This is a genomic window from Aliiroseovarius conchicola (assembly GCF_041403445.1).
Lineage (GTDB): Bacteria > Pseudomonadota > Alphaproteobacteria > Rhodobacterales > Rhodobacteraceae > Aliiroseovarius > Aliiroseovarius conchicola.
Map to the genome: position 1 here is coordinate 78309 of NZ_JBGEHL010000005.1, position 25966 is coordinate 104274.

28 protein-coding genes are annotated in these 25966 nt (G+C 55.8%); 18 read left to right on the plus strand and 10 right to left on the minus strand.

Going from position 1 to position 25966, the window contains the following annotated elements; translation table 11 throughout:
- Positions 1-16 precede the first annotated feature (16 nt).
- The 3 genes from V6N04_RS10345 to V6N04_RS10355 are packed head-to-tail and all read left to right on the plus strand — an operon-like array spanning position 17 to position 2526.
- Complete coding sequence (locus V6N04_RS10345) at positions 17-1141, plus strand: cobalamin-independent methionine synthase II family protein (RefSeq protein ID WP_371170083.1); 1125 nt, start codon at positions 17-19, stop codon at positions 1139-1141.
- Complete coding sequence (locus tag V6N04_RS10350) at positions 1138-1830, plus strand: alpha/beta fold hydrolase (RefSeq protein WP_371170084.1); 693 nt, start codon at positions 1138-1140, stop codon at positions 1828-1830. Before V6N04_RS10345 ends, V6N04_RS10350 begins: the two co-directional genes overlap by 4 nt.
- Positions 1831-2526, plus strand: coding sequence for an RraA family protein (locus V6N04_RS10355; protein WP_371170085.1), 696 nt, complete (start codon positions 1831-1833; stop codon positions 2524-2526).
- A 27-nt stretch (positions 2527-2553) separates the two neighbouring features.
- On the opposite strand, the gene V6N04_RS10360 is transcribed toward V6N04_RS10355, so the two are convergent.
- The gene (locus tag V6N04_RS10360; protein ID WP_371170086.1) at positions 2554-3258 is read right to left on the minus strand and encodes a winged helix-turn-helix domain-containing protein; all 705 of its coding nucleotides are present in this window, start codon (positions 3256-3258) and stop codon (positions 2554-2556) included.
- On the minus strand, positions 3230-3628 hold the full coding sequence (locus V6N04_RS10365) for a hypothetical protein (RefSeq protein ID WP_371170087.1): 399 nt from the start codon (positions 3626-3628) through the stop codon (positions 3230-3232). The genes V6N04_RS10360 and V6N04_RS10365 overlap by 29 nt, the downstream gene beginning before the upstream one ends.
- Positions 3629-3668: 40 nt before the next feature.
- On the opposite strand from V6N04_RS10365, the gene V6N04_RS10370 reads away from it, so the two are divergent.
- From V6N04_RS10370 to V6N04_RS10385, 4 genes are all read left to right on the plus strand, one after another.
- On the plus strand, positions 3669-4157 hold the full coding sequence (locus V6N04_RS10370) for a hypothetical protein (RefSeq protein ID WP_371170088.1): 489 nt from the start codon (positions 3669-3671) through the stop codon (positions 4155-4157).
- A 117-nt stretch (positions 4158-4274) separates the two neighbouring features.
- Complete coding sequence (locus V6N04_RS10375; RefSeq protein ID WP_371170089.1) at positions 4275-4913, plus strand: ribonuclease HII; 639 nt, start codon at positions 4275-4277, stop codon at positions 4911-4913.
- Between the two features lie 112 nt (positions 4914-5025).
- Entirely contained in the window at positions 5026-6126 is a 1101-nt protein-coding gene (locus tag V6N04_RS10380) for a site-specific DNA-methyltransferase (RefSeq protein ID WP_371170090.1), read from the plus strand.
- A 159-nt stretch (positions 6127-6285) separates the two neighbouring features.
- Positions 6286-6918 (plus strand): glutathione S-transferase, encoded by a 633-nt coding sequence (locus tag V6N04_RS10385; protein WP_371170091.1) that lies wholly within the window; start codon positions 6286-6288, stop codon positions 6916-6918.
- Here V6N04_RS10385 and V6N04_RS10390 read toward each other — a convergent pair.
- A complete protein-coding gene (locus V6N04_RS10390; protein WP_371170092.1) occupies positions 6915-8054 on the minus strand; it encodes an alkane 1-monooxygenase in 1140 nt (379 codons plus the stop codon). The genes V6N04_RS10385 and V6N04_RS10390 overlap by 4 nt on opposite strands.
- A gap of 52 nt (positions 8055-8106) precedes the next feature.
- Positions 8107-9147, minus strand: coding sequence for an A/G-specific adenine glycosylase (locus V6N04_RS10395; protein ID WP_371170093.1), 1041 nt, complete (start codon positions 9145-9147; stop codon positions 8107-8109).
- 81 nt (positions 9148-9228) lie between these two features.
- On the opposite strand from V6N04_RS10395, the gene V6N04_RS10400 reads away from it, so the two are divergent.
- Together V6N04_RS10400 and V6N04_RS10405 are read left to right on the plus strand one after the other, a co-directional pair.
- Positions 9229-9744, plus strand: coding sequence for a DUF721 domain-containing protein (locus V6N04_RS10400; RefSeq protein WP_371170094.1), 516 nt, complete (start codon positions 9229-9231; stop codon positions 9742-9744).
- Positions 9745-9761: 17 nt separating this feature from the next.
- Positions 9762-10427 (plus strand): DsbA family protein, encoded by a 666-nt coding sequence (locus V6N04_RS10405; protein WP_371170095.1) that lies wholly within the window; start codon positions 9762-9764, stop codon positions 10425-10427.
- Between the two features lie 27 nt (positions 10428-10454).
- Here V6N04_RS10405 and lpxK read toward each other — a convergent pair whose 3' ends face one another.
- The 6 genes from lpxK to V6N04_RS10435 all read right to left on the minus strand — a co-directional run bounded on the left by lpxK (position 10455) and on the right by V6N04_RS10435 (position 17173).
- Complete coding sequence (lpxK, locus tag V6N04_RS10410; protein WP_371170096.1) at positions 10455-11450, minus strand: tetraacyldisaccharide 4'-kinase; 996 nt, start codon at positions 11448-11450, stop codon at positions 10455-10457.
- Positions 11437-12732 carry a 3-deoxy-D-manno-octulosonic acid transferase gene (locus V6N04_RS10415; protein WP_371170097.1) on the minus strand — a complete coding sequence of 432 codons (1296 nt, stop codon included), beginning with the start codon at positions 12730-12732 and terminating at the stop codon, positions 11437-11439. The genes lpxK and V6N04_RS10415 overlap by 14 nt, the downstream gene beginning before the upstream one ends.
- An 87-nt stretch (positions 12733-12819) precedes the next feature.
- Positions 12820-13737 (minus strand): alpha/beta hydrolase, encoded by a 918-nt coding sequence (locus V6N04_RS10420; protein ID WP_371170098.1) that lies wholly within the window; start codon positions 13735-13737, stop codon positions 12820-12822.
- A gap of 10 nt (positions 13738-13747) precedes the next feature.
- Positions 13748-15013 (minus strand): organoarsenical effux MFS transporter ArsJ, encoded by a 1266-nt coding sequence (arsJ, locus tag V6N04_RS10425; RefSeq protein ID WP_371170099.1) that lies wholly within the window; start codon positions 15011-15013, stop codon positions 13748-13750.
- Positions 15010-16017 (minus strand): ArsJ-associated glyceraldehyde-3-phosphate dehydrogenase, encoded by a 1008-nt coding sequence (locus V6N04_RS10430; protein WP_371170100.1) that lies wholly within the window; start codon positions 16015-16017, stop codon positions 15010-15012. The genes arsJ and V6N04_RS10430 overlap by 4 nt, the downstream gene beginning before the upstream one ends.
- An 88-nt stretch (positions 16018-16105) precedes the next feature.
- The gene (locus V6N04_RS10435; protein WP_371170101.1) at positions 16106-17173 is read right to left on the minus strand and encodes an NAD(P)-dependent oxidoreductase; all 1068 of its coding nucleotides are present in this window, start codon (positions 17171-17173) and stop codon (positions 16106-16108) included.
- Positions 17174-17548: 375 nt separating this feature from the next.
- Between V6N04_RS10435 and V6N04_RS10440 the strand changes: the two genes are divergently transcribed.
- From V6N04_RS10440 to V6N04_RS10480, 9 genes are all read left to right on the plus strand, one after another.
- Positions 17549-20374 carry a molybdopterin oxidoreductase family protein gene (locus V6N04_RS10440; protein WP_371170102.1) on the plus strand — a complete coding sequence of 942 codons (2826 nt, stop codon included), beginning with the start codon at positions 17549-17551 and terminating at the stop codon, positions 20372-20374.
- Positions 20374-21105, plus strand: a complete 732-nt coding sequence (locus V6N04_RS10445) for a 4Fe-4S dicluster domain-containing protein (RefSeq protein WP_371170103.1) — start codon at positions 20374-20376, stop codon at positions 21103-21105. The genes V6N04_RS10440 and V6N04_RS10445 overlap by 1 nt, the downstream gene beginning before the upstream one ends.
- A 12-nt stretch (positions 21106-21117) precedes the next feature.
- Positions 21118-21987: a dimethyl sulfoxide reductase anchor subunit family protein gene (locus tag V6N04_RS10450; protein ID WP_371170104.1), complete on the plus strand. Its 870-nt coding sequence runs from the start codon at positions 21118-21120 to the stop codon at positions 21985-21987.
- 66 nt (positions 21988-22053) lie between these two features.
- On the plus strand, positions 22054-22665 hold the full coding sequence (locus V6N04_RS10455; RefSeq protein WP_371170105.1) for a ribonuclease D: 612 nt from the start codon (positions 22054-22056) through the stop codon (positions 22663-22665).
- Between the two features lie 94 nt (positions 22666-22759).
- A complete protein-coding gene (lptC, locus tag V6N04_RS10460; protein WP_371170106.1) occupies positions 22760-23383 on the plus strand; it encodes an LPS export ABC transporter periplasmic protein LptC in 624 nt (207 codons plus the stop codon).
- The gene (locus V6N04_RS10465; RefSeq protein WP_371170107.1) at positions 23383-23877 is read left to right on the plus strand and encodes an LptA/OstA family protein; all 495 of its coding nucleotides are present in this window, start codon (positions 23383-23385) and stop codon (positions 23875-23877) included. Before lptC ends, V6N04_RS10465 begins: the two co-directional genes overlap by 1 nt.
- Positions 23877-24638: an LPS export ABC transporter ATP-binding protein gene (gene lptB / locus V6N04_RS10470; protein WP_371170108.1), complete on the plus strand. Its 762-nt coding sequence runs from the start codon at positions 23877-23879 to the stop codon at positions 24636-24638. Before V6N04_RS10465 ends, lptB begins: the two co-directional genes overlap by 1 nt.
- A gap of 247 nt (positions 24639-24885) precedes the next feature.
- Positions 24886-25461, plus strand: coding sequence for a ribosome hibernation-promoting factor, HPF/YfiA family (gene hpf, locus V6N04_RS10475; protein WP_371170109.1), 576 nt, complete (start codon positions 24886-24888; stop codon positions 25459-25461).
- A 38-nt stretch (positions 25462-25499) separates the two neighbouring features.
- Positions 25500-25964, plus strand: coding sequence for a PTS sugar transporter subunit IIA (locus tag V6N04_RS10480; protein WP_371170110.1), 465 nt, complete (start codon positions 25500-25502; stop codon positions 25962-25964).
- Positions 25965-25966: the final 2 nt, after the last annotated feature.

Genomic DNA, 25966 nt, shown 5'->3' on the forward strand with positions numbered 1-25966 from the left:
AGGGAAAGGGTCCATAATGACCAAGATAAACACAACTCATGTGGGCTCTTTGCCGCGCACTCAGGATGTGGTGGATTTCATATTTGCCCGCGAGAATGAAAAGCCGTTCGATCAGGCCGCGTTTGACGCCTGCATGACTGCGGCAGTTTCCGAAACGGTTCGAAAGCAGGTCGAAGCCGGGATCGACATCGTGTCGGACGGCGAGACGTCCAAGATCTCCTATGCCACTTATGTGAAAGATCGCTACACCGGTTTTGGCGGCGATAGCCCGCGTAACGCGCCAGCGGATCTGAAGATGTTCCCGGGCTTTCTGGAGCGTTTGGCCGATGATGGCGGCACACCGCAATATGCCCGCCCAATGTGCGTGGGTGAGGTACGGTCTAAGGGTCAGGGTGAGCTTGATAAGGACATCGCGAACCTCAAGGCGGCGATGGCCGACCATGGCGCAGAACGAGGTTTCATGAACGCCGCCAGCCCCGGTGTGATCTCGCTGTTCCTGCAAAACGATTACTACAAATCGCGCGAGGCCTATCTGGCCGCCTTGGCTGATGCGATGAAGACGGAATACGAGACCATCGTGGCCGCCGGGTTGGACCTGCAACTGGATTGCCCTGACCTTGCCCTGTCACGCCACATGCTGTTCACCGACTTGTCTGATGACGAGTTCATCAAGGTCGCAAACATACATGTGGAGGCTCTGAACCACGCGCTGTCTGATGTGCCTGCCGAGAAGGTGCGCGTCCATATTTGCTGGGGCAACTACGAAGGTCCGCATTGCTGTGACATCCCGATGTCAAAGATGTTCGACACGTTGATGTCGACGAAATCCCGCTATGTGCTGTTCGAAACCTCAAACCCGCGCCACGGGCATGAATGGTCCACCTTCCGTGATCGCAAAGCAGACATCCCGGACAATAAGGTTCTGGTGCCCGGTGTCGTCGATACCACCACCAATTTCGTGGAACATCCCGAACTGGTCGCCCAGCGGATCGAACGCTTTGTGGATATCGTCGGCGCAGACCGGGTAATCGCGGGCTCGGACTGCGGCTTTGGCACGTTCGCGGGGTTCGGCGCGGTCGACCCCGACATTGCCTACGCCAAACTGTCAGCCCTGTCTGAAGGGGCAGCGCTGGTCAAATGACACCACTGGTCCTGCTTCCCGGAATGATGTGCGACGCGCGGCTGTTTGCGCCGCAGATCGCTGCGTTCTCCGGGCGCAGGACTGTGATTTGCGCACCGATATCTGGACGATCTAGTATCGAGGAGCTTGCGTCTGACATTCTTGCCGACTCCCCGCCCCGTTTCGCTTTGGCAGGCCTTTCGATGGGCGGGATCGTGGCGATGGAAATCCTGCGTCAGGCCCCTGAACGGGTAGAGCGGATTGCGCTGCTCGACACCAATCCTCTGGCGGAAACTGACGAGGTCAAAGCCCGCAGGTTTCCCCAAATGATGGCCGTTAAAGAGGGCAATCTGTCCACGATCATGCGCGATGAAATGAAACCGCACTACTTAAGCGACGGGCCGCGGCGGGGTGAGGTGCTCGACCTTTGTATGGACATGGCGTTGGGTCTCGGACCGCATGTGTTTCTGAACCAATCCCGCGCCTTGATGGATCGACAGGACCAGACTGATGCGCTGCGCAATGTGGCTGTTCCGGCGCTGGTTCTTTGTGGGCGCGAAGACACTCTTTGCCCGGTCTCCCGTCACGAACTGATGGCCGACCTGATACCCGACGCCAATCTTGAAATCGTCGACGGCGCGGGACATTTGCCGACTTTAGAACAACCCCAAAAAACCAATGCAGCGCTCGCCCGCTGGCTGGAGGATTAAATGGACAACACTCTCCTGACCTTGCTCAAGCAGGTCGACACGCCGACCGTGTGCAACGCCATCGAGGTGGCGCAAGGCAAGCGCGGGTTCAACGCTTTCACGCGCGGAACGATGCTGTCCTCACGTCCAGAAGCACCTGCGATGGTGGGGTATGCACGGACTGCAAAAATCGCGGCTGTGAAACCGCCAAATGAGCCCCCCGGAATTATCAAGACCCGTCGCATGGACTACTACCGCCATATGGCCGAAGGCCCCCGCCCAGCCATCGCGGTGGTTGAAGACCTCGATTTCCCCCGTTGCATCGGAGCATACTGGGGCGAGATAAACACAACCGTTCACAAAGGGTTCGGCTTGTCGGGCGCACTGACCAACGGCGTTATGCGCGACCTCGGAGACCTCCCAGACGGGTTTCCTGTCGTCGCAGGTTCCATCGGACCCAGTCACGGGTTTGTTCATGTGAAAGAGATCGCGACGACCGTGTCAGTGTTCGGACTGCAAATCACCGATGGCGATCTGGTTCACTCCGACCGGCATGGTGCGCTGGTCATTCCACCTGATGTGATACCCGATCTCGAATCCGCCATAGACAAGTTGTTGGAGACGGAAAAACTAGTGCTAGAACCAGCGCGACAAGACGGGTTTGATTTCGAAGCGTTTGAGGCAGCTTGGGGAAAGTTCGAGGCAGCACGAACTTAACATGTGACACATATCAGAAGCTGATCCTTAAATCATCCGGATAACGTCTTTATCAATCGACAGCATATAGCCGCGGCGCGCGATGGTTTTCACGAGTAATTCGCTCATCATCTGATTGCCAAGCGCATCGCGAAGGCGTTTGATTCGGGTTGCTCCTGCGGCTTCTTCACAGTCCGATGGATCACGACCGGAAATTAGTCCTTCCAGTTCTGACCCTGACAAGACCTCTTCGTCCATTCGGGCTTCGGCCAACGCCGACAGCGTTTCGATTGCGGCCTCGGTCAGCGAGAACTCCATGTTGTTTAAATAAACAGTACGCTCTTCACGACTGATCAGAAGAGAATTCACCTGGATGCCAGCACGTTCAATTTCACCCATGCGGCGGTTTAGGCCGATGATGGTGATCAAGAACACTAAAGCCGAGACCAGCAGAGCCGTCGAAAACACCAACAACACAAATATCACCATGCGATAGCTGGTCAGCGTATCTGCAAAAGCAGTGCCGGACTGGGCAAGGATCTCAAGCAGTTTAATCTCGGCGCCGGACGTCAGCCCGTCATTTTCAATGAATATCTGTTCGACGCGTGCGTTGAATGCATTCGCATCTGGCAGGGTCATGAACAACAAGATCGCTGCAACCAACAGGATCCCCACAATCGTAACAATCCCAACTACGACCACCCGATTGGACAATCGGCGTGTGTCAGAAGCGGAGGAAGAATTCTCCGGCACTTTCTTTCCTTTCGGCAAGACCCGTCTCGTCAAAGATGGACTGAATCTTCAGAAGGAGCCAGCCCCCATCCGATAACCGCTGTGTGACTTGCCGTGTGGCGGCAGCACGATTTCCGCAAGCAACATCGGGCAGCTGCATCACGCCGTAATGCAGTTTGAGCGGGTTGTCCTGTTTGGCTTTGTAATCGGCATAGCAAGCTGCCTGAGACGGCAGCGCATAAGCGATCAGCGCAAGGGCTAGGAGTGTTTGTTTCATCATGCACAAACCATGCGGGCTGACACAGGGATATTCAATATCAAAGCTGTTGTTAGGTGATAACAGCGGGCTGATATTGCCTGTCTTAGAGGGGTCGACCCAAGTTTGGTTCATCTTCCACGCATCCCCGGATGCCCAGTTGAAAGGAAACCAAATGAAACGCTTTATCGCTGCCCCCCTTAAAATTGCCCTTAGCGCTACACTTGCAATGTCGTTGCTCGCCGCGCCTGTTTCGGCTGGAAACGACCGGTCGAGATCAGATGGTGGAGACACTGCCGCAATACTCGGTGCTCTCTTGGGATTGGCGACAATTGGTGTACTACTATCAAACAAGGGCAAAGAGGATCGCGATCACGGACATCGTCCCCGTCGCCCAAAGCCCCATGCCCCACATGTACAACCTGTTCCGATCAACCTTCAGCTACCCAGCCAGTGCCTTCGTTCGTATCACACGCAACAGGGAATGCGGAACTACTTCAGTAATCGCTGCTTCAAGAACAACTTTGCCTATGCTGACCAGTTGCCACGCAGGTGTCGCGACACGATCGTCGCTCTTAACAACAAAGGGACCTACGTGACCCGTAAGATCTATCACCGGTCGTGCCTGACCCAGCGCGGTTACAGAACAAAACCTACCTACTAATCAAACATCGAGCAGCGGCACGTCGTCCCCTAACCCTTCGTGCCGCTTAACTTGCGGGAGGTTCGCCTCCCGCCTTTTTTACTTGCAGGCAGGCGCCTGATCAGCGACCCAAGATGCATGAGCAAGTCTATACCCGATTTTAGCTTTGAGACGGCCGCGCATGATCGCGGCTTTTTGCGCATCGCTGGCGTGGACGAGGTAGGCCGTGGGCCCTTGTCCGGACCAGTAACAGCTGCGGCTGTCGTTCTTGATCCATCAAACATTCCAGAAGGCATGAACGATTCCAAGGCGTTGAGCGTCAAGAAGCGAGAGGCTTTGTTTGATCTGATCATGACGGCCGCCGATGTTTCCATCGCCCACGCCACAGTCGAAGAGATCGACGAGATGAATATCTTGCGCGCCAGCCACGTGGCGATGGTGCGCGCTATTGAAGGCCTCGCCACCGCCCCGGATCATGTCTTGATCGATGGCAATATGGTGCCACGCGGCCTGACGCTTTCATCCGAGACGATCATCAAAGGTGATGCCAAATCACTGTCGATTTCCGCCGCCTCGATCGTCGCTAAAATCACCCGCGATCGGATCATGGTGGATTTGGCGCAACAGTACCCCGGCTACGGTTGGGAGACGAACGCAGGATACCCGTCGAAAAGCCACAGGTTGGCGCTTCAAAATCTTGGTGTAACCCCACACCATAGACGTTCGTTCAAGCCCGTCCACAACATCTTGTATCAACAGAAAAATGTAAGTGACTGATTCAAAAAAGAATTTGACGACGAATCAGCTTTGACTCATCCTGACCCCATCAAAACGAGCGCAACAATGCGCCACCGAAGAGCGCAAAATGCGCCGGGTACATGAGGCAGAAATGAAGACGAAAACCAAAGCAAAAGCGGCTGTCGAATTGCCGCTCAATCAGATTATTGACGGTGACTGCATCGAGGTGATGAACAGTCTACCGGAAAACTCGGTCGACCTGATTTTCGCCGATCCGCCTTATAACCTACAGCTAAAGGGTGATCTGCATCGCCCCGATAATTCGAAAGTCGATGCGGTTGATGACGAGTGGGACCAGTTTGACAGCTTCAAAGCTTATGACCAGTTTACCCGTGCGTGGCTGAAAGCCGCCCGCCGCATCCTGAAACCTGATGGTGCGATTTGGGTTATTGGCTCGTATCACAATGTGTTCCGCATGGGTGCCGAACTTCAAAACCAGGGCTATTGGATCCTGAACGACGTTGTATGGCGCAAGTCCAACCCGATGCCAAACTTCCGCGGCAAACGCTTTACCAATGCTCATGAAACGATGATTTGGGCCTCGAAATCCGAGGGCGCGAAATACACGTTCAATTACGAAGCTCTGAAGGCGTTGAATGAGGGTATTCAGATGCGTTCGGACTGGGTGCTTCCAATCTGCACCGGCCATGAGCGTCTGAAAGATGACAACGGCGACAAAGCCCACCCGACGCAGAAGCCAGAGGCTCTATTGCACCGTATTTTGGTCGGATCGACCAGCCCGGGCGATGTAATCCTTGATCCGTTCTTCGGTACCGGCACAACAGGTGCTGTCGCCAAAATGCTGGGTCGTGACTTTATTGGTATCGAACGCGAGGAAGCCTATCGCAAAGTCGCCAACAAGCGCATCTCAAAGGTCCGCAAGTTTGACAAAGAAGCGCTAACGACGACGCCTTCCAAACGTGCCGAGCCGCGTGTTCCCTTCGGTCAGTTGGTCGAACGCGGCATGCTGCGCCCCGGCGAAGTTTTGACAAGTCCACGTGGCCAGACCGCTAAGGTTCGCGCAGATGGCACGCTGATTTCCGGTGAAGCTCGTGGGTCGATCCACCAAGTTGGCGCCGCCCTTGAAAGCGCACCAAGCTGCAATGGTTGGACCTACTGGTACTTTAAGCAGGACGGAAAGAAAGTTCCAATCGACCTGCTGCGCCAGCAAATCCGCGCAGAAATGAACTAATCCCAAGAATTTACAGGGCATACAATAAGTGCCCGCAACCCGAGGTACCGCCTGTGCCTGTGGCATGCTCCACGGCACTCTTCAACTGACCCCGCCCTGAAAAGGGTGGGGCCTTTTTTTGCGGTTGCGCCGGTCCGCTTGGTGCGAAATCATCTGATTATGACGCTAGATCTTCCCATCCTCTATTCCTTCCGCCGGTGCCCCTATGCCATCCGCGCCCGGCTTGCGCTGGTCAGCAGCGGGGTTAGGGTCGAATTGCGCGAGATACTCCTGCGCGACAAACCCCAGGCCTTTTTGGAAAAGTCGCCTTCCGCAACAGTGCCTTGCTTGGTGTTGGCTGAAGAGGTTTTGGACGAGAGCGTCGACATCATGCGATGGGCATTGGCCCAGAATGATCCCGAGCGTCTTTGCAACATGCCCGCTGACGGCGACAGTTTGATTGAGACGTTCGACGGTCCATTCAAGCGGGCGCTCGACCTTACCAAATACGCGATCCGCCACCCAGACAGCGATCCGGATGTAACACGCGCCGAAGCGATGGGGATCCTCAGATCGTTGGAAGATCAACTGGATGCCGGCTGGCTTTATGGCGATCGCCCGACTTTGGCAGATATGGCAGTTCTGCCCTTCGTTCGGCAATTTGCGATGATCGACAAACCCCGCTTCGACGGCGAGGTCACACCACAAGTTTCCGCATGGTTAGAGACGTTTTTGGTAAGCCATCGCCTGTCGAATACCATGCAAAAGCATGCACCATGGAAAAGCGGTGACGCGCAGCTGATCTATCCTTAATTTTGCCCCGGTGGCGGCAAGCTACCCGCCTTATAGGCGCTCCAATCGGTGATTTCAGGATAGTGCAGTTTACGCCATGCACGCACGCGCGGATTCATAACACGTCGCCAAACTGGCGGGATCATCGCTGCGACCGTCATAACGGGATACCCATAAGGAAGTTGCGGGGCTTCGCCATCAGGATAGGTCTGCAAAAGGGGAAATCGTCGTGCGGGCTTATAGTGGTGGTCAGAATGGCGTTGGAGGTTGATCAAAAGCCAGTTTGACGCCCTATGATCCGCATTCCAACTGTGATGCGGCATCACACGTTCGTATTTCCCATCCTCAAGATATTTACGCGTCAGACCATAGTGTTCGACATAGTTCGTCAACTCCAACTGCCAAATGGCAACCAACGCCTGGAAAGCAAATAGGGCGAGGCCAAGCCAACCACCAATCACCACCGCAAGAATCATGGCGATGAGCTGCAACGCCCCATACCGCCAGAACGGGTTCGACCCGTCGAAAGCGGAAAAACCGCGGCGCGCCAGCATCGCCTTTTCGGCCTTCCACGCTGAACCGGGCGTTTCACGCAATACGCGGGCGAAATATCGGTGGAATCCTTCGTTGTACTTCGCAGTCACTGCATCGCGCGACGTGCCCACATACGGGTGGTGGACCAAAAGGTGTTCCGTGCGAAAGTGACTGTACAGGACCAAGGCCAACAACAGATCGCCCAACCAACGCTCCAACCGGCTGGATTGGTGCATAAGTTCATGCGAATAGACGATCCCAACCGCACCCGTCAGCACCCCGACTCCAAAGAAGGCAAAGAACTTTTCGGACAACGAAAGGTGCGCCGCACCGGTAACGTACCAAATCATGCCGTAGATCATCACAAACTGAATTGGAAACCAGATCAGGGTGATAAGGCGGTACCAAAACAAATCCTTATCCGAGATGTCGGGATCTGCGTTTTCGCTATACCGCCCGACTGCCGCATCCAGCACGGCGTAGAGCCACCACGTGCCCAGTGGCGGCAACAAAAGATACCAACCACCATTTACAGCAGCGATACAGACCAGAATTGGCAACAACAACGAGACACCAAAAGGTGCCGCGTTTCGGAACCGAGCGACCGTCGATGATGGAACCATGGTTGCGTCCTTTCTGCCCCGGCATGACTTATAGCTCTGTCCGGGGTAACGCTCAATGCGACAGGAAGGCTCTCGCGACGTCAAACGCCTTTCGCATAACGGTCGGCAGATCGCTGGGCCTGATTTGTTGGAAGAATCGCGGGTCAGGATCCGTGTCATTTGGCACAACCGCGACGCGCAGCGATAAACGCAGGTGGAAATGTGTAAAGGTATGTCGTACCTCGACGCCGGGATCGCGCCAATTGGCGGAAATCGGCGGGGCCTCCAGCGGTGTCTCACCCCAATCTGCTCCCGGCCAGCCAAGCATACCACCAAGAAGCCCAGTATCTGGCCGGCGCTCGATCAGCCAACACCCGTCTTCACGCTGGGCAAGATATGCAATTCCCAGACGCGTCGGCTTAGCGCTTTTAGGCTTACGGGCAGGAAGGGTCGACTGCACGCCCGATCTTCGGGATAAACAGTCCCTATTCCATGGACAAATGCCGCATGCTGGCGACTTAGGGGTGCAGATCGTCGCCCCCAAATCCATTACGGCCTGCGCATAATCCCCGGGCCGTTTGGTTGGCGTCAAGATCGCAGCAAGGCGTTTCAACTCGGGTTTGGAATCAGGCAGGGGCGTTTCAACTTGGAACACGCGGGACATGACCCGTTCGACATTCCCATCCACAACGGTTTCCGGTCGATCATACGCAATCGCCGAAATTGCAGCAGACGTATAAGGCCCGATTCCGGGCAACGCTTCGAGCCCCTCACGTGTTCTTGGAAAACCATCACCCTGCGCAACAACCCGGGCGCATTTCAGCAAATTTCGGGCTCGCGCGTAATATCCAAGCCCGGCCCATTCCCCCATCACCCGGTCATCATCGGCATTGGCCAGATCGTTGATCGTTGGCCATAATGCCATAAACCGGGCGAAATAGTCTCTTACTGCTGCAACGGTCGTCTGCTGTAACATGATCTCGGACAGCCACACGGCATAAGGATCGGGAACCACTCCTAAAGCGCGGTCCGCTGGACTAACCCGCCACGGCAAATCACGGGCATGTACATCATACCAAGCCAATAAATCGGCGGAATCTGGCGTGTCACGCACGTGTTATCTCCTAACAAGGGTTTGTACTGGCATAGCACCTTCAAACGCATAGAATAGGGGCAATCCTAGGATGTGCCAGACGTGAAACAGACGAAGAAAATCCCTCGCCGCCGCAAAGGCTTTGAAAGGACATCAAGCCTGCTGTCGACGCGCATTCGCAAAACGGGCGAAGCGCGCGGATTTGCTGTCACGCGCGTACTGACACACTGGGCCGAGATAGTGGGCGACGCTGCAGCCGCAACAACCAAGCCTGTCGACATTTCCTATGGGCGCGGTGGCTTAGGGGCCACGTTGACTGTTCTGACCACAGGCGCAAATGCGCCGCTGGTGGAAATGCAGAAAGAGCAATTGCGCGCAAAAGTGAACGCCATCTATGGCTATAACGCGATTGCGCGGGTAAGGATCACGCAAACGGCTCCGACCGGGTTTGCCGAGGGTCAGGTACAATTTACGCCAGCCCCAAAACTCAAACCCCAAGCGGACGAAGCAACGCGCACGCGCGCGGCTCAGGTCACTGCAGATGTGGCCGATACTGGGCTTCGCGAAGCATTAGAGAAACTGGCACAAAATGTGCTGATGAAACAAAAAACACGATAGAGGCTGAGAGACATATCATGACCCGACTCCTACCCATCCTGCTGGCCGCTGTGCTTTTGATTGGCGGCGGTGCCTACTACATGAGCCAGAACAGTGGTTCGGTGCCTGGCGTTTCGATCGCAGAAGCGCAAAGCGCAGATGCCGAAGTCGAAGTCGAACTGGCCCCCGACATGGTTCTGGGTGATGCTGACGCCCCGGTAACCGTGATCGAATACGCGTCGTTCACCTGTCCGCATTGCGCGAACTTCCACGAGACAGTTTTTAAAGAGCTCAAGAAGAACTACATTGACACGGGCAAGATCAAGTTTGTCCTCCGCGAGGTGTATTTTGACCGATTTGGTCTGTGGGCCGGCATGATCGCACGTTGCGGCGGCGAGACACGTTACTTCGGTCTAGCTGACAAAATCTATACAGATCAGAAAGAATGGATTGGCGATGGCGATCCCGGTCAAATTCTGAACAACTTGCGAAAGATCGGCCGCACCGCAGGTATGACCGACGAACAGCTGGACGCCTGCTTGCAGGACGAGGCAATGGCTCAAAGCATGGTTGCCGCTTATCAACAGAACGCAACTGCTGATGAGATCAACGCTACGCCATCCTTCGTAATCGATGGCACAACATACTCGAATATGTCCTACGACGAGTTTGCCAAGCTGATCGATGAAAAGCTGGCAGAGTAAACGATCGGGTTAGGGCCGTAGCAGGCTCTAACCCAGCCCAATCTTCGCAAGTTCTGCATCAACCAGCAACCAGTCTGGCAACACCAACCGAACGGGGACTGTCAGAACTTTGCACCGGAACGAGGTTGGCAGACGCACGGCATCCTTTTCCGTGGTGACAAGCTGAGCGCCAAGCGCCTGTGCCTCGATCTCCAGCCTCTTCATCAACGCCTCGGTCAAGGGTTGGTGGTCCGCAAGCGCCTCGGCCCGAAGCAAGTTAGCCCCAAGGCCCTGAACGGTCGCAAAGAACTTCTCGGGCAGTCCGATCCCAGCGAACGCAAGCACGTTCATTCCGTCCCAATCCATACCTGTCGGCAATGGCTCCAGCCGCCCTTTGGTATGGGGACAGGTGATCTGACCGGACCAGTCTTTCGCAAACCGCCGTTGCGCTGCCTCGATACCAATCGACAAAAGAAGATCGGCGCGCTGCAAGCCTGCCGGTACAGTTTCGCGAAGCGGTCCGGCCGGAATGCACCGCGCGTTGCCGAAACCCTTAACCGCGTCGACCACAACAATCGACAGTTTTTTTTCGACCGCTGGGTTCTGGAAGCCGTCATCCATCAGGATGACATCGGCCCCAGCTTGCTCGGCGGCTTTCACGCCCAAGGCGCGATCCTTTGCAATCCAAGTGGCGGTGAAGGCGGCCATCAACATTGGTTCATCACCAACCTGATCGGCAGAATGCCCGCGTTCATCAACGCGCAAAGGACCTTCCAGCGACCCTTTGTGACCGCGAGAAACAATGTGTACATCCAAACCGCGCGCAATCAAGTGCTGCGCCAGCGCGATGGTGGTGGGTGTCTTGCCGGTACCGCCAGCGTTTATATTACCGATACAGATCACTGGGACATTCGCGCGGTGTGTCGGATCCTCGGCAACACGACGGGCAGTGACTGCGCCGTAAATCCAGCCCAACGGGGCCAGCAATCGGGCACGCCAGTTTGGTTTGTCGGGTGGTGTGAACCAGAAGCTAGGCGTTCGCATGTGGTCCTCGTATCTCGGCTGCATCACACACATCGGACAGTTTTTCACGCAGCAGGTCGCTCACCTCAGCGCCGCTTGTTGTAACATCCCAGGCGGCCATCGCCATCTTGGCGGCTTCTTCCGGAGAAAGAAGGTGCCCCACAGCTTCCTTCAACGTCTTCGCATCACTCACTCGACGGGCTGCCCCCGCCCCTTCCAGCCGCCGATACGCGTCGCGATACCCGTTGACATGTGGTCCGAACAGGACCACCGATCCAAGCGCGGCAGGCTCAAGTGGATTAAGTTCCGTGCCGATGCCCATGCTTCCACCAGCATATGTGATCGGCGCCAAATGCATCCAAAGGCCAGCCTCGCCCATTTGATCTGCAAGATAGACCTGACATTCTGGATCGGGCTCCTCGTCGTGCGACCGCCGCGCCACGCCCCAGCCTTCATCTTCAAGGCGTTGGGCAAGCCCATCCCCTCGCTCTTCATCCCTTGGCTCGATGATTAGCAATAACCTGTGGGACCTTCGCACCAACTGCTTGTGGGCGGCGAGAAGAGCGGCCTCCTCGACCTCGCACACCCCAAGCGCCAACCAAACAGGTCGGGCACCAAGCGCACGGGCCAAACCATCACGCTCGGCCATATTGCAAGACGGCGCCACCACCTGAAGTTGGAGCGGTCCAAACATAACGACTTGATCCGAACGCGCACCGAACTTCCTCAGTTCGCGCGCAGAGCGTTCGGTTTCCGCAAGAATAGTGTCGAATCCCTTTAATATTGACTTCAAGGAACCAGGCAGCCAGCGCCACTGGCTCTGCGCCTCCTTCGGAAGATGCGCGTCAACCCAGATCGCGGGAACGTCACGCTCAAACACCTCAGGCAGCAAGGCTATGTCGAGCTTTGCATCCATCCAAAACACCATGTCAGGTTGCCAGTGGTCCAGAAATTGGGTCGCAAGCGCCGAAGACGCATAAGGTGCGTATTGATGGATAATATCATCGACCTCTAACACCGCTCCATCGAAGATCGCGGTCGTGAGAAGAACATTTATATCAGAGCGATCGCTTCGGAAGTGCTGTACTAGTCCGATGATCTTCTCGATCTCGTCCAGATTCTGGAGGTGAATCCAAATCAGAAAACCATCAGGGCGATCTGCCATATCTCGGCACAGGCGCTCTGCCCCACGGGTGGGATGTTCGGTGCCATCCGCTACACCGCGACGCAATCGCCGTTCAAGCCCCGCGGCGCCTTGCATGTTTTGCAAGCCGCGAAATAGAGAAATCCCGATAGGGGGCATTATGACTGCTCTTCCTTGGTTGGCGATGCGTTGACCACAGGCCCTTTGTCCCGCCAGATTACGTGAATCCTACGTATGTGCAAAGGGTCAGTCGTACCACTCGCCACGCGCAAACATCCCGATGGCCGCTACGATCCGATCAAAGCTAAGGCGGGCACGAGTCACGGAATAACGCGCACGAAGATAGCCATGCACCAAGCCGGGCTCATTCACCCAGCGCACCCTGCCGCGAGCTGCCAAAATTGCATCCCGATAGTGCTGCCCGTCATCTGCCAACGGGTCACATTCAGCCGTCACAATCAAAGTTGGCGGGAGGTCCGCGAACGAAGTTGCCTGAAGCGGCGCCGAGGTCGGGTCACAACCAGGCACTTCATCTTGATAGCGCATCGCCTGATAGAACAGAATATCATCCAATGTCAGCATCGGCGCATGCGCGTGCGAAAGATACGAACCCTTGGACATGTCGCCGCCGAGACCGGGATAAATCAACACCTGCCCAGTGTATCGGCTATCACCACGGGTCGAATGAGCGACAGCTGCCGCAAGGTTCCCACCCGCACTGTCGCCGGCAAGAATCAGCGAACTTGGCCATGTTAGAGCCACATATTGCGCCACCTCAAGCGCGTCATCATAGGCTGCGGGGTGCTTGTGTTCCGGGCATAGTCGATAGTCGGCACTGACGACTCGCACGCCCGAACGCTCACAAATCTCGGCGCAAACATCATCATGGCTATCCAACCCGCCAACCACAAATCCACCCCCATGATAGTAAATCACCGTCGCATCGTGACGGGTACCCTCATAGATACGGATCGGAACCGAGCCCGCCATGTCGTCACGCGCTGAAACACCGTCGGGATACCCCGTAAAGAAGGCCCGACACATGCGATCATAGATGGCACGTTGGGTGGCAATATCTGCCGTGATGGTATCGGCCGGGTAGTAGGTTTCCGTCTCGCGGATAAATGCCCAGGTTTCGTCGTCAATCAGCGTGTCATAGTTCATGCCCAGAACGCTAGGACAGCGCGTACTCTCTGGCAAGGAATCTTGCGGAGGCCCAGCTTAGCGCTGCCATTACCGCAGCCGTAGATAGACAAAGGCTCAGCCCGCCAAGTTGATAGCTTAATCCAGAAAGAAGTGTTCCCAGCAAACGCCCGGCGGCGTTAGACATATAATAAAATCCGACGTCGCGAGTCACACGCTCGGCCGTGCTGAACGCCAGAATCAGATAGGAATGAAGTGCGCTGTTGACGGCGAAAACAAAACCGAACAGCAGCAACCCTGCTACGACCATGAAGACCAACAAATCCTGTGGGAAGAACGACAGCACCGCCAGCACTGTGATCAACACAGTCAGAATTGCGGCCCAACGACTTGCATCATGTACCAGACCAGCCTCGTCCCGGACGTGGGCACGCAATAAACGCGGGGCATAGGCCTGTACGGCGCCATAAGCGACAATCCAAACGGCCATAAAGCCGCCGACAAGGAAAAACGCGTCACGGTCGTCAAAATGCCCGTACTGGGTCAGCACCGTTTGGAAATAGACAGGCACACCCACAACGAACCAGACATCCCGCGCCCCAAACAAAAACATTCGCGCAAGGGATAAACGGTTCACCCGCGTGTCCTTGGATAACATATGCGAAAATTTTGCCGATTTTGAGCCTGCCGGAAGGCCCTTCGGCATCCAAAACAAAAGCATCAACAGTATCACTGCAAGTGCAACCGCCATTACGATCAATGAGCCCGAAAACCCAATCACACCAAGCAAGATCGCACCCAATAGGAAACCAAACCCCTTCACCGCATTTTTGGAGCCTGTCAAAATGGCAACCCATTTGAACAGTCCGCCTTGCCCACTGGGGGCCAGCAGTTTCACCGCGCTTTTGGACGACATCTTGGTCAGATCTTTGGCAACGCCGGACAAGCCCTGCACCACCATGACGTAAGCGACCGAAAGGGCCATCGCCCATCCGGGTGAAAGTAATGCCAGCGCTATCAAAGCGAAAACCTGCAGGATCAGGCCCATAAATAGGGTCGAACTTAGCCCAAAGCGAGCCGCGATCCATCCGGCAGACAAGTTTGTGACTATCCCGGCGAACTCGTAAAGCAGAAACAGCCAGGCCAGTGTGAACGGCGAAAATCCCAGTGTGTGGAAGTGCAACAGCACCAACATACGAAGCGCGCCATCAGTCAGCATGAACGCCCAGTATGCGGCCGTCACCGCAATATAGGCATGCAGCCCGTCAGGTCGATCTGACGACCCTTCTGTACTCATTCGATCGACGCTCCAACCATCCGCGCCACATCCGCCAACCGGCAAGCATAACCCCATTCGTTGTCGTACCAGGCATAGATTTTCAGTTGGGTGCCGTTCACCACCATCGTCGACAATGCGTCGATGATCGAGCTACGTGGATCATTGGTGTAATCTGCGGAAACAAGTGGGCGCTCTTCGTAACCCAGGATCCCCTTCAGGGGCCCTTCCGAGGCCGCTTTGAACAGTTCATTCACCTCTTGCACTGTTGTTGCGCGCTCCAGCTCGAAAACGCAATCGGTCAGCGACGCATTGAGCAGCGGCACCCTGACCGCATGACCATTCAAGCGCCCTTCAAGTTCAGGAAATATCTGGGTGATCGCCTTGGCCGATCCCGTTGTTGTCGGGATTAACGAATTCAGCGCCGACCGTGCGCGTCGCAGGTCCTTGGCCGGACGGTCGACTATGGTTTGCGTATTCGTGACGTCATGAATGGTCGTCATCGACCCATGTTTGATACCTAATTGGGTCTGGATCACCTGAACCACAGGGGCCAAACAATTGGTCGTACACGAGGCCGCAGTCACCAAATCCTGATCTTCGTAAAGACTGTGATTCACGCCATAGACAACATTCAGCGCATTGTCTTCTTTCACGGGCGCCGAAACGACAACTTTCTTGACGCCGGCGGAATAATAAGGTGCGAGCTTTTCGTTCGTCTTGAACGCGCCAGTGCAGTCAATCACAAGATCAATTGCGTTTTCCGCCAAGGGCAGGTCATCCAGCGTCCAACTGTTGGTAAGCTGCATTGTTTGTCCGTTGATCGTGATACTGCCGTCCGCTGCATGAAATTCAGCGTTCCAACGCCCGTGGACCGTATCCCACTCCAACAGATGGGCGTGTTGTTCCGCATCGCCAACGGGATCGTTAAGCAGCACAATCTCGCCCGGTGCGCCGTTGTCGATCAGGTCACGCAGGACCAGTTTCCCCATACGTCCCAAACCATTGATTGCGATGCGCGCCATGGTGTCGCCCCCCTATTACCGTGACTCTGTCTGTCCCTCGCGGGATAGGTCAAGCGCGTAACAGAAATATGACGTGGACTCGATCAGTTTAGAGGGACTGTCTTGGGGCCAAACTCATCGCGTGATCGTCTGGCCGCGACGCGGGCGCTGCAAGCGTGACAACCTTGCCATCCGCGCGAGCCGACATTCCATCACTTTGCACACCCGGGATCAGATGAGCCTCGACGCCCGCTGCGGCAAGTCGTGCAAATTGGGACTTAACTGATGGATCACTAACCGCGTCGCCTGGCAGCAAACACACCACGCGTTGACCATTCTGGGCCAAGTTAGAGACTATATCGAGCGAGTTGGAGATCGTGACTCGACGCTCAGCATCGCGCCGCGTCAAAGCCAACAACTCTGGGCTGGCAGAGCCATCATGAAACACGACATCCGCACGCTGCATCGCACCCAAAGCGCGGAAGGTCAAAAGCTCGGGGTCGCCAGATCCCGTCCCGATCAGCCAAACGCCGCCCTGCTCGGCATCCTGACGATCAAGCGCTTGATCTATCAAGTGACTTGCTCGATCCTCGTCGCCGGTCAATACGGCATCCCCGATCGGGCCTTCGATCATCCGCTCCCAGAAACGGCGACGAGCACGGCCACCATCGACGCGGGCTTCGATCCGCCCCCGGAGGCCTGATAAAAACTCGGCCAGACGTCCGTAACCTGTGGGTAAAAGCGCCTCGATCCGCGCGCGCAGAATACGGGCTACAATAGGTGCTGCTCCGCCCGTTGAAATTGCTATTGTCACCGGGCTTCGATCAACGACCGAAGGTGTGATGAAATCGCAAAGCGGCTTCACGTCCGCTACGTTCACCAACGCGCCCGCAGACTTCGCAGCTTGATGCAAGAAACGATCACGGACTTCGTCTTCAGAGGCACCGTAAGCAATCAAGCACCCATCAAAATCCCCATCTTGCGGGACACGGGCAACGTGAGTCAGGTGCTTATGTCCGATAAGGCGGCGTAACTCCTCTTCCGGAGCGGGATCGAATACCGTCACTTCCGCCCCAGCAGACAACGCACGCTCAACTCGGCGCGCAGCAGACGTGCCGCCGCCATCAACGACGACCTTGCGGTCTCGGATATCAAGGAAAATTGGCAGGTGATCCAAACTGGCGCTCCGTCTGTTTCGCGTGATCTGCCAGTAAAGTGGGAAAAACGTCCAATAATTTTGAGTATGCAGCCAACTGAAAAGACGGACTGCGCCGAAATGCGCAGCACTTCGGGAAATATTTCCGATCTTGCGTAAGTTGCTGGCATGTCTGACCACCACATTGGTCAGGCTTCCCAAGAAATCTATCATCGATTCGCATGCGGTTAGCTTGTAGAAACCCACGTCTGGTTATAAACCCATCTGCATCTGGACCTACCGATTGAGGGTGCTGACTGGTTGGGTTCAGCAACCAAGTTATGCGGGGCAAATGCCCCGTCTTGCCATGAAAAATTGTCTTCAAAGCTAAGACCTTGCGACAGGGCCATCACCGATATGACCAAGCCTGAGAACATTCAGATTGATACGTCGCCGATTGTTTCCGACGAAGTGCGCCAAACCACATGTTATATGTGTGCCTGCCGCTGCGGGATCAACGTGCACATGAAAGACGGCCAAGTCGCTTATATAGAGGGCAACCGCGATCACCCTGTGAACAAGGGCGTTCTGTGCGGCAAGGGCTCTTCGGGGATCATGCAGCACTATGCGCCGTCTCGCCTGCGTGCCCCCCTGAAACGTGTCGGGCCGCGTGGATCGGGCGAGTTCGAGGAAATTAGCTGGGACGAAGCGCTGGATATGGCTGCCGGACTGATGGCCCCTCTTCGTGAAGAAGATCCATCGAAACTGGCGTTTTTCACCGGTCGCGACCAAAGCCAAAGTTTCACATCTTGGTTTGCGCAAGCTTACGGCACGCCAAACTACGCCGCGCACGGCGGATTCTGCTCGGTTAACATGGCCGCGGCTGGCATCTACACGATGGGCGGCGCGTTTTGGGAGTTCGGGCAGCCTGACTGGGACCGCACCAAGCTCTTCATGATTTTCGGCGTGGCCGAGGATCACGACAGCAACCCGATTAAGATCGGTTTGGGCAAGTTGAAAGAGCGCGGCGCAAAGGTGATCGGCGTGAACCCGATCCGGTCAGGCTATAACGCGATTGCAGATGAATGGGTGGGCATCACGCCCGGCACGGATGGGCTTTTCATCCTGTCCTTGGTCCATGAATTGATCCGCGCGGGTAAGGTCGATCTGAACTACCTGTCGCGTTACACCAATGTCGGCTTTATCGTCAATGAAGAGCCTAATTCACCAGAAAATGGCCTTTTCTTGCGTGGCGAGACAGGCAAGCCGCAGGTGATCGACCGAGCGACCGGCAAGCTTGCAGACTATGACGCGCCCGGCGTCATGCCTGATCTGGCCAGTGCCCATCGCCATGGTGGCACCAGCCATCGTCCGGTGTTCCAACTGATGGCAGAGCGCTACATCTCGGATGAATACGCCCCAGAGGCGGTTGCTGAACAGACCGGCATTCCAGCAGATCGCATTCGTTCGATCGCCGCTGAACTTGCACGCGTCGCGTTTGAGGAAGAGATTGTCCTCGACCAGCCATGGACCGACTGGAAAGGCCAAAAGCACGACAAGATGATCGGGCGTCCGGTCAGCTTCCACGCCATGCGCGGGATATCGGCACACTCAAACGGGTTCCAGACCTGCCGTGCGCTGCACATGCTGCAAATCCTGCTTGGCTCAGTTGAGGTTCCCGGCGGGTTCCGCTTCAAACCCCCCTACCCCAAACCACCCGAGGCGCATCCGAAACCTCATGCAGGCGTGACGCCTGGCCAGCCGCTTGACGGTCCGCATCTGGGTTATCCGATGGGGCCAGAGCATCTGCTTTTGGACGATGACGGCAACGCCAAACGGATCGACAAAGCTTTCACATGGGAAAACCCAATGTCGGCGCATGGGTTGATGCATATGGTGATCTCGAACGCGCATGCGGGCGATCCCTACAAGATCGATACGCTGTTCCTTTACATGGCCAACATGGCCTGGAACTCGTCGATGAACTCGGCCGAAGTCATTCGGATGCTGACTGACAAGGATGACGACGGAAACTATGTTATCCCCAACATCATCTATTCTGACGCCTACAGCTCGGAAATGGTGGCCTATGCGGATCTGATTCTGCCGGATACGACCTATCTTGAACGGCACGATTGCATCAGCCTGCTCGACCGCCCGATCTGTGAAGCGGATGGAGCGGCGGACGCGATCCGTTGGCCGGTTGTTGAACCTGACCGCAACGTGCGTGGGTTCCAAACCGTTCTAGTCCAACTTGGCGCAAAGCTCGGCTTGCCCGGTTTCGTGGCCGAAGATGGTTCGGCCAAATTCGAAGACTATGCCGATTACCTCGTGAATCACGAACGCCGTCCCGGTGTTGGCCCGCTGGCTGGTTGGCGTGGTGCAGATGGCAATGGAAAGGGCAGAGGAGAGCCTAATCCAGCCCAAATCGACAAATATATCGAAAATGGCGGCTTCTGGATTGATCACATTCCCGAGGAAGCGACATTCTATAAACCTTGGAACAAAGCCTATCAGGAATGGGCCGTGAAGCGCGGTATCTTTGATGCCGAAGCGCCCTATGTGTTCAACCTCTATGTCGAACCGATGCGGAAGTTCCAACTGGCCGCTGAAGGATATGGCGATGTTCAACCGCCCGAGCATCTGCGCGAACGCATTGCACAGACCATGGACCCGCTGCCAATGTGGTACGCGCCGTTCGAGGATGGCAATGTCAGCACGGATGAGTATCCGATCCACGCGCTGACCCAAAGGCCCATGCACATGTATCACTCATGGGGCACGCAAAACGCATGGCTGCGTCAGATCACCGGCAAGAACTATCTGTATCTGCCAACCGACCTTTGGAACGAACACGGGTTTGCGGATGGCGACTATGCGCGTGTGACTTCGGCCCATGGCTCGATCACTGTCCCCGTTGCCCACCACGCGAGCTTGAATTCAAAGACGGTTTGGACGTGGAATGCTATTGGGAAGCGCAAAGGAACCTGGGCGCTGGAAGATGATGCCCCAGAGGCAACCGAAGGCTTCTTGCTGAACCATCTTATTCACGAACTGCAGCCGCCGAAAGGCGACGGGCTTAGATGGGCGAACTCTGATCCTGTCACCGGCCAGGCGGCGTGGTTTGATCTGCGCGTGAAAATCGAAAAAGCAGACCCTAAACCGGCTGAAAGCCAGCCAGAATTCCCGTCGATCAAGTCCCCGGTCGGCAAAGGCCCACGTGTTGTTGCGAGGAAGATTTAATGACTGCACTTCCTGAAAAGACCAACAAAAAGCTGGGTCTTGTTATCGATCTGGATACCTGTGTTGGCTGCCATGGCTGTGTCACGGCTTGTAAGGGCTGGAACACCCAGAACTATGGTGCGCCGCTGTCCGATATTAATGCCTATGGCGCCGATCCGGGTGGGACGTTTCTGAACCGCGTGTTCTCGTACGAGGCACAAGCAGAAGGCAAAGCGGCGCAGACCGTTCACATGCCGCGGTCCTGTTTGCACTGCGATGATGCGCCTTGTGTCACGGTTTGCCCCACAGGCGCGAGCTATAAGCGTGAGGAAGACGGCATCGTTCTGGTGAACGAAGATCGCTGCATCGGTTGCGGCCTTTGCGCGTGGGCTTGCCCCTATGGCGCCCGCGAACTGGATCGCGACGCTGGCATCATGAAGAAATGCACCCTTTGCGTTGACCGAATTTACAACGAGAACCTACCCGAAGAGGACCGCGTTCCTGCTTGTGTGCGCACCTGCCCTGCCGGTGCTCGTCATTTCGGAGACCTTGGCGACCCAGACAGCGATGTTTCACAATTAGTGGCCGAACGTGGTGGTTACGATTTGATGCCAGACCTTGGCACCAAACCTACGAACAAATATCTGCCACCGCGCCCCAAAGACACATTGAACACGCAGCCGCTTAACGTGGTTGCAGACGAGCCGAAGGGGTTCCTTGGCTGGCTCGATAAAGCGCTTGAAAAGCTCTGACGGAGGAAACGGATGCATCCTGCACCCAGTGTTATCATCTTCACCACGCTGTCGGGGCTTGGCTTCGGACTGTTCTTTTGGCTCGGGCTTGGCATTCCTGATGTCACCGGCTCGACAGCGTTCTGGTTCTTTGCCATCGCCTATGCGCTGTCGTGTATTGGGCTGATCGCCTCGACCTTTCACTTGGGCAACAAGATGAATGCGATCTATGCATTCAGCCAATGGCGCACCAGCTGGCTTAGCCGCGAGGGTGTCGCAGCTGTTATTACGCTGGGCCTTTTTGCTCTGGTCGCGATACCACGCATCTTTATTGGGGCGGATATGGCGATATCCGGTGCAATAGGCTCTGTTTTTGCGCTGGCCACGATCGTCACAACATCAATGATCTATGGGCAGCTCAAAACCGTTCGGCGTTGGAACCAGCCGCTGACTCCGGTCATGTTTTTGTTGCACGCGCTCGGTGGCGGCGCGCTTTTGGCGGGCGAATCCAAGATCGCTGGCGTCCTGCTGTTGGCGCTGGGCGTCACGCTGTTCGCCATGTGGCGCATCGGGGATCGACGTGCCGCAGAGCGTGGCACGACTGGCGACGCTACCGGCCTTGCTCATCTTGGTGATGTGCGGATGCTGGAGAGCGGCCACACCGCACGCAACTATGTGATGGACGAAATGGTCTATCGCGTCGGCCGCAAACACGCAGAGAAGCTGCGCATGATCACGCTCGTGCTGGCCAGCGCCTTGCCAGCAGCGCTTTTGCTGTTGACCCATCCAGGCCACATCATCGCATTTATCGCACTGGCGCTGCATCTTGTCGGTGTTGTCGTTGGCCGCTGGCTGTTCTTCGCCGAAGCCGAGCATGTTGTTGGGCTTTACCACGGCCGTTAAGCCGTCTTTTCATTGAACCTGCTCCCCTCTGAGCATATCAGGGGGAAACGGACAATGAGGGCAGACATGGCCAATCACCTTTACAAGCGCGACCTTCCCGATGGTTTGGATCTTGGACCAATCGTTGCGATCGACTGTGAGACGATGGGTCTGAACCCGCATCGCGATCGGCTTTGTGTTGTGCAAATGTCCTCGGGCGATGGTGACGCACATTTGGTACAGGTCGAAAAGGGGCAAACGAGCGCCCCGAACCTGGAACGTATGCTGGCGGACCCCAACGTGCTGAAGCTATTTCACTTTGGGCGGTTCGACATTGCGGCAATGCTGAATGCCTTTGGCGTGGTTACGGCGCCTGTCTATTGCACCAAGATCGCCTCGAAACTGATTCGCACATACACGGACCGGCACGGATTGAAGAACCTTCTGGATCAGCTCTTGAAGGTCGATATCTCTAAGCAACAACAGATGAGCGATTGGGGCGCGGAAGAGCTGACAAAAGCGCAGCTAGATTATGCTGCGTCCGATGTACTGTATCTTCACAAGCTTCGCGACGAACTGAATCAGCGGCTGGAGCGGGAAGGACGCATGGACATGGCGCAAGCCTGCTTTGACTTCCTGCCAATGCGCGCGCAGCTTGACCTTGCGGGTTGGCCCGAACAGGACATTTTTGCGCACTGAACCGGCGGAGACCTGCTTGGTGACGGGTCTGCGCCTTGGAACCGGCGCGATACCCCCTAAATACCATAACATACTGATCTAAACTCGGGGCCCCATGAACAGGTCTGACACACGTTATTCTCGCTTCGTCGCCTGGCTGAAAGTTCTTCTGCCGGTCAGTGCGCTTGCATTGCTGTCAACGATGTTCCTGATCTCGAAATCCGTCGACCCGACAACTGCGCTAAGCTATGCCCGCGTTAATCTTGAAGAACTGACGGGCAGCCAGCGGATCGACAGTCCCAAATTCTCCAGCGTGACAGAAGATGGTGCTGCAATCTCATTCTCTGCCAAAAGTGCCGTACCTGATTCAAACACCCCAAACCTTTTCACGGCTGATGTTTTGGCTGCCCGGATTGAAACACCGGATGGTGGTGCCGTCGATATCGATGCGGCCAAGGCAGTGATTGACGGAAGCTCGAACCGGGTGGACCTATCGGGCGGCGTCACGCTGGTCACATCGACGGACTACGAGATCGCCACCGACGGGCTGACAACAGCAATGGATGCAACCTATGCCAAGTCAAACGGCCCGGTCGAGGCCAGTGGCCCCATGGGCGACATGACGGCCGGCACTGCGGAAATTACTAAACAGGGCGACGGGCCCAGTACCTATCTTCTTGTTTTCAAGGACGGTGTTAAGCTGGTATACCAACCCCAGACAGAGGGGGAAGTGAAGTGATGAGAAGCGCACGTATTGCGGCCTGTTTGTTGGCGCTAAGCCTGCCCGTCATGGCTCAGGCTCAGGCACAAGTGGCTTTTGGCGGACTGAAACATGACAGCACGCTCCCGGTTGAGATCACCGCCGATCAGTTGAATGTCGACCAAGCCGATGGATCGGCGACATTTGTTGGTAATGTTCAGATCGGGCAGGGCGAAATGCGCTTGTCTGCCGGACAAGTCAAAGTCGAATACGCGACTGGCGCCGACACAACCGGCGAGATTTCACGCCTGCTTGCCTCTGGTGGGGTTACGCTTGTGAATGGCGCCGAAGCCGCGGAGTCACGCGATGCAGTTTACACGATTTCTTCGGGTGTGATTGTCATGACCGGCGACGTGATCCTAACCCAAGGTCAGAACGCTCTGTCATCAGAAAAACTAACGGTGAACCTGAAATCGGGCACCGGCACAATGGATGGCCGGGTCAAATCTATTATCCAAACGGGCGCAAATTGATGGCTCAGGCACCTGATTTAACGGTTGAAGACGGCGACGCTGGGCTGCGCATCATTGGGTTGCGCAAAAGCTATCGTAAGAAGCCGGTGATCCGGGATGTGGATTTAGAGCTTCACCGCGGCGAAGTCGTCGCGTTGCTGGGCCCCAACGGCTGCGGCAAAACCACGACATTCTATTCCATTGCCGGACTGGTTACCCCCGAAGCAGGGCAGGTGATGATCGACGGGCGCGATGTAACATTGTTGCCTATGTACCGACGTGCCAAATACGGCATCGGCTATCTGCCGCAAGAGATGTCGATTTTCCGGGGAATGTCGGTCGAAGATAACATACTGGCCATTCTGGAAATCTCGACCCCGGATCGCCACAAAAGGCGTGAGCGGCTGGAAGAGCTGCTTAACGAATTTTCGATTAGCCACCTACGTCGTGCGCCCGCGCTGGCGCTATCTGGTGGTGAACGCAGGCGAGTCGAAATTGCCCGCCTATTGGCATCGAATCCCAAGTATTTGCTGCTGGACGAACCCTTCGCGGGCGTCGATCCAATTGCCGTTGGCGAGATCAGATCACTGGTTCACGACCTGAAAGATCGCGGTATTGGCGTGTTGATCACCGACCACAATGTCCGGGAGACGTTAGAGATCGTGGACCGCGCCTATATCCTTCACGATGGCCATGTTTTGATGAGCGGGACGACCGACGAAGTCATTCAGGATGAGAACGTGCGACGGGTCTATCTGGGAAAGAATTTCTCGATCAAATGATCGTTTTCGCCGCAGTTGTGGTTGACAACACCCTACGACTCGTCGCCAAATGTGGGTAATGCAAGAACACTTGACCTTTCGTTCCTGCCGTCTCGGAAACGAGGCATGCACATCGGATCGCCCCAACAAATTCGGGCGGACAAGGTTCTGCAAATCACTCACAAGACTAAGTAATATAAGTGATTTTTCGATTCTTGCCCTTCGCGGGTAAGGTATCTTGAGGCCTGCAAATACCATAGGAGGTAGGATGCAATATCAAATCAGTGGCAAACAAATCGACATTGGCGAAGCACTTCAGGTCCACGTAAAGGACGAACTTGGAAGTGTTGTTCAGAAATACGCCGAGCGGCCGACCGACGCACAGGTGGTGTTCTCGAAAAATGCCCATGAATTTGTCTGCGAAACCGTTGTGCATCTGTCTACGGGTCTAACAGCTCAGGCCAAGGCAAATGCCACCGAAATCTATGCTGCGTTCGATCACTGCACCGAGAAAATGGAGAAGCAGCTGAGGCGCTACAAGCGTCGATTGAAAGATCATCACAAGGATCGAGTAGACCCGGTTGAAGTTTTTGGCGGAGCCTCGTATATCCTCGCTTCAGAAGAAGGACAGGAAGAAGCGGACGACGCGACACTTCAACCCATGATCATTGCCGAAATGGAGACACGGATCCCGTCGCTCTCGGTTGGTGAAGCAGTGATGCAAATGGAGTTGGCACATGCGCCCGTCCTCGTTTTCCGAAACGAGAAAACCGAGGGTATGAATGTGGTCTATCGCCGTGAGGACGGCAATGTAGGCTGGATCGACCCCCAAAACGAAGCGTAAGTTACCCGCCCGCAGGCGGGTGGGGAAAGTTGTTGGGTATGGAACTTTCGAGCATCCTCATGCCATCGGCCGTAAAGGTCGTGTCGACGGTGTCGTCCAAGAAGCGCCTGTTTCAGGACCTTGGTGACATCGCGATGGATTGCTATGGAATTGATGGCGGCGAAGCATTTTCCGCCCTTCAACAACGTGAAACCCTGGGGCCCACAGGCGTGGGCCGCGGGGTGGCCTTGCCACATGCACGCCTGCACGGTTTGGATTCTGTTGTCGGGTGCTTCATTCGCGTTGAAACACCTTTTGATTTCGACGCTGTCGACAAACAATCTGTAGACTTGGTCTTTGCGTTATTCGCCCCAGAAGGGTCTGGCGTCGATCACCTGAAGGCCCTGGCTCTCGTCTCGCGAACTATGCGTGACAGCACGATTTGCGCGAAATTGCGGGCCAACGCGGATGCAAACACACTGCACGCCCTGCTGACGGACAGCCTGTCCAACAAAGCAGCGTGATC

Coding starts and splice junctions, on each gene's coding strand:
- V6N04_RS10355 (WP_371170085.1), top strand. CDS start 1,831: ATGGACAACACTCTCCTGACCTTGCTCAAGCAGGTCGACACGCCGACC.
- V6N04_RS10440 (WP_371170102.1), top strand. CDS start 17,549: ATGACCAAGCCTGAGAACATTCAGATTGATACGTCGCCGATTGTTTCC.
- lptC (WP_371170106.1), top strand. CDS start 22,760: ATGAACAGGTCTGACACACGTTATTCTCGCTTCGTCGCCTGGCTGAAA.
- arsJ (WP_371170099.1), bottom strand. CDS start 15,013: ATGAGTACAGAAGGGTCGTCAGATCGACCTGACGGGCTGCATGCCTAT.
- V6N04_RS10465 (WP_371170107.1), top strand. CDS start 23,383: ATGAGAAGCGCACGTATTGCGGCCTGTTTGTTGGCGCTAAGCCTGCCC.
- lpxK (WP_371170096.1), bottom strand. CDS start 11,450: ATGCGAACGCCTAGCTTCTGGTTCACACCACCCGACAAACCAAACTGG.
- V6N04_RS10430 (WP_371170100.1), bottom strand. CDS start 16,017: ATGGCGCGCATCGCAATCAATGGTTTGGGACGTATGGGGAAACTGGTC.
- V6N04_RS10390 (WP_371170092.1), bottom strand. CDS start 8,054: ATGGTTCCATCATCGACGGTCGCTCGGTTCCGAAACGCGGCACCTTTT.
- V6N04_RS10385 (WP_371170091.1), top strand. CDS start 6,286: ATGACGCTAGATCTTCCCATCCTCTATTCCTTCCGCCGGTGCCCCTAT.
- V6N04_RS10450 (WP_371170104.1), top strand. CDS start 21,118: ATGCATCCTGCACCCAGTGTTATCATCTTCACCACGCTGTCGGGGCTT.
- V6N04_RS10350 (WP_371170084.1), top strand. CDS start 1,138: ATGACACCACTGGTCCTGCTTCCCGGAATGATGTGCGACGCGCGGCTG.
- V6N04_RS10420 (WP_371170098.1), bottom strand. CDS start 13,737: ATGAACTATGACACGCTGATTGACGACGAAACCTGGGCATTTATCCGC.
- V6N04_RS10345 (WP_371170083.1), top strand. CDS start 17: ATGACCAAGATAAACACAACTCATGTGGGCTCTTTGCCGCGCACTCAG.
- V6N04_RS10405 (WP_371170095.1), top strand. CDS start 9,762: ATGACCCGACTCCTACCCATCCTGCTGGCCGCTGTGCTTTTGATTGGC.
- lptB (WP_371170108.1), top strand. CDS start 23,877: ATGGCTCAGGCACCTGATTTAACGGTTGAAGACGGCGACGCTGGGCTG.
- V6N04_RS10415 (WP_371170097.1), bottom strand. CDS start 12,732: ATGCCCCCTATCGGGATTTCTCTATTTCGCGGCTTGCAAAACATGCAA.
- V6N04_RS10480 (WP_371170110.1), top strand. CDS start 25,500: ATGGAACTTTCGAGCATCCTCATGCCATCGGCCGTAAAGGTCGTGTCG.
- V6N04_RS10445 (WP_371170103.1), top strand. CDS start 20,374: ATGACTGCACTTCCTGAAAAGACCAACAAAAAGCTGGGTCTTGTTATC.
- V6N04_RS10365 (WP_371170087.1), bottom strand. CDS start 3,628: ATGAACCAAACTTGGGTCGACCCCTCTAAGACAGGCAATATCAGCCCG.
- V6N04_RS10375 (WP_371170089.1), top strand. CDS start 4,275: ATGAGCAAGTCTATACCCGATTTTAGCTTTGAGACGGCCGCGCATGAT.
- V6N04_RS10455 (WP_371170105.1), top strand. CDS start 22,054: ATGGCCAATCACCTTTACAAGCGCGACCTTCCCGATGGTTTGGATCTT.
- hpf (WP_371170109.1), top strand. CDS start 24,886: ATGCAATATCAAATCAGTGGCAAACAAATCGACATTGGCGAAGCACTT.
- V6N04_RS10380 (WP_371170090.1), top strand. CDS start 5,026: ATGAAGACGAAAACCAAAGCAAAAGCGGCTGTCGAATTGCCGCTCAAT.
- V6N04_RS10370 (WP_371170088.1), top strand. CDS start 3,669: ATGAAACGCTTTATCGCTGCCCCCCTTAAAATTGCCCTTAGCGCTACA.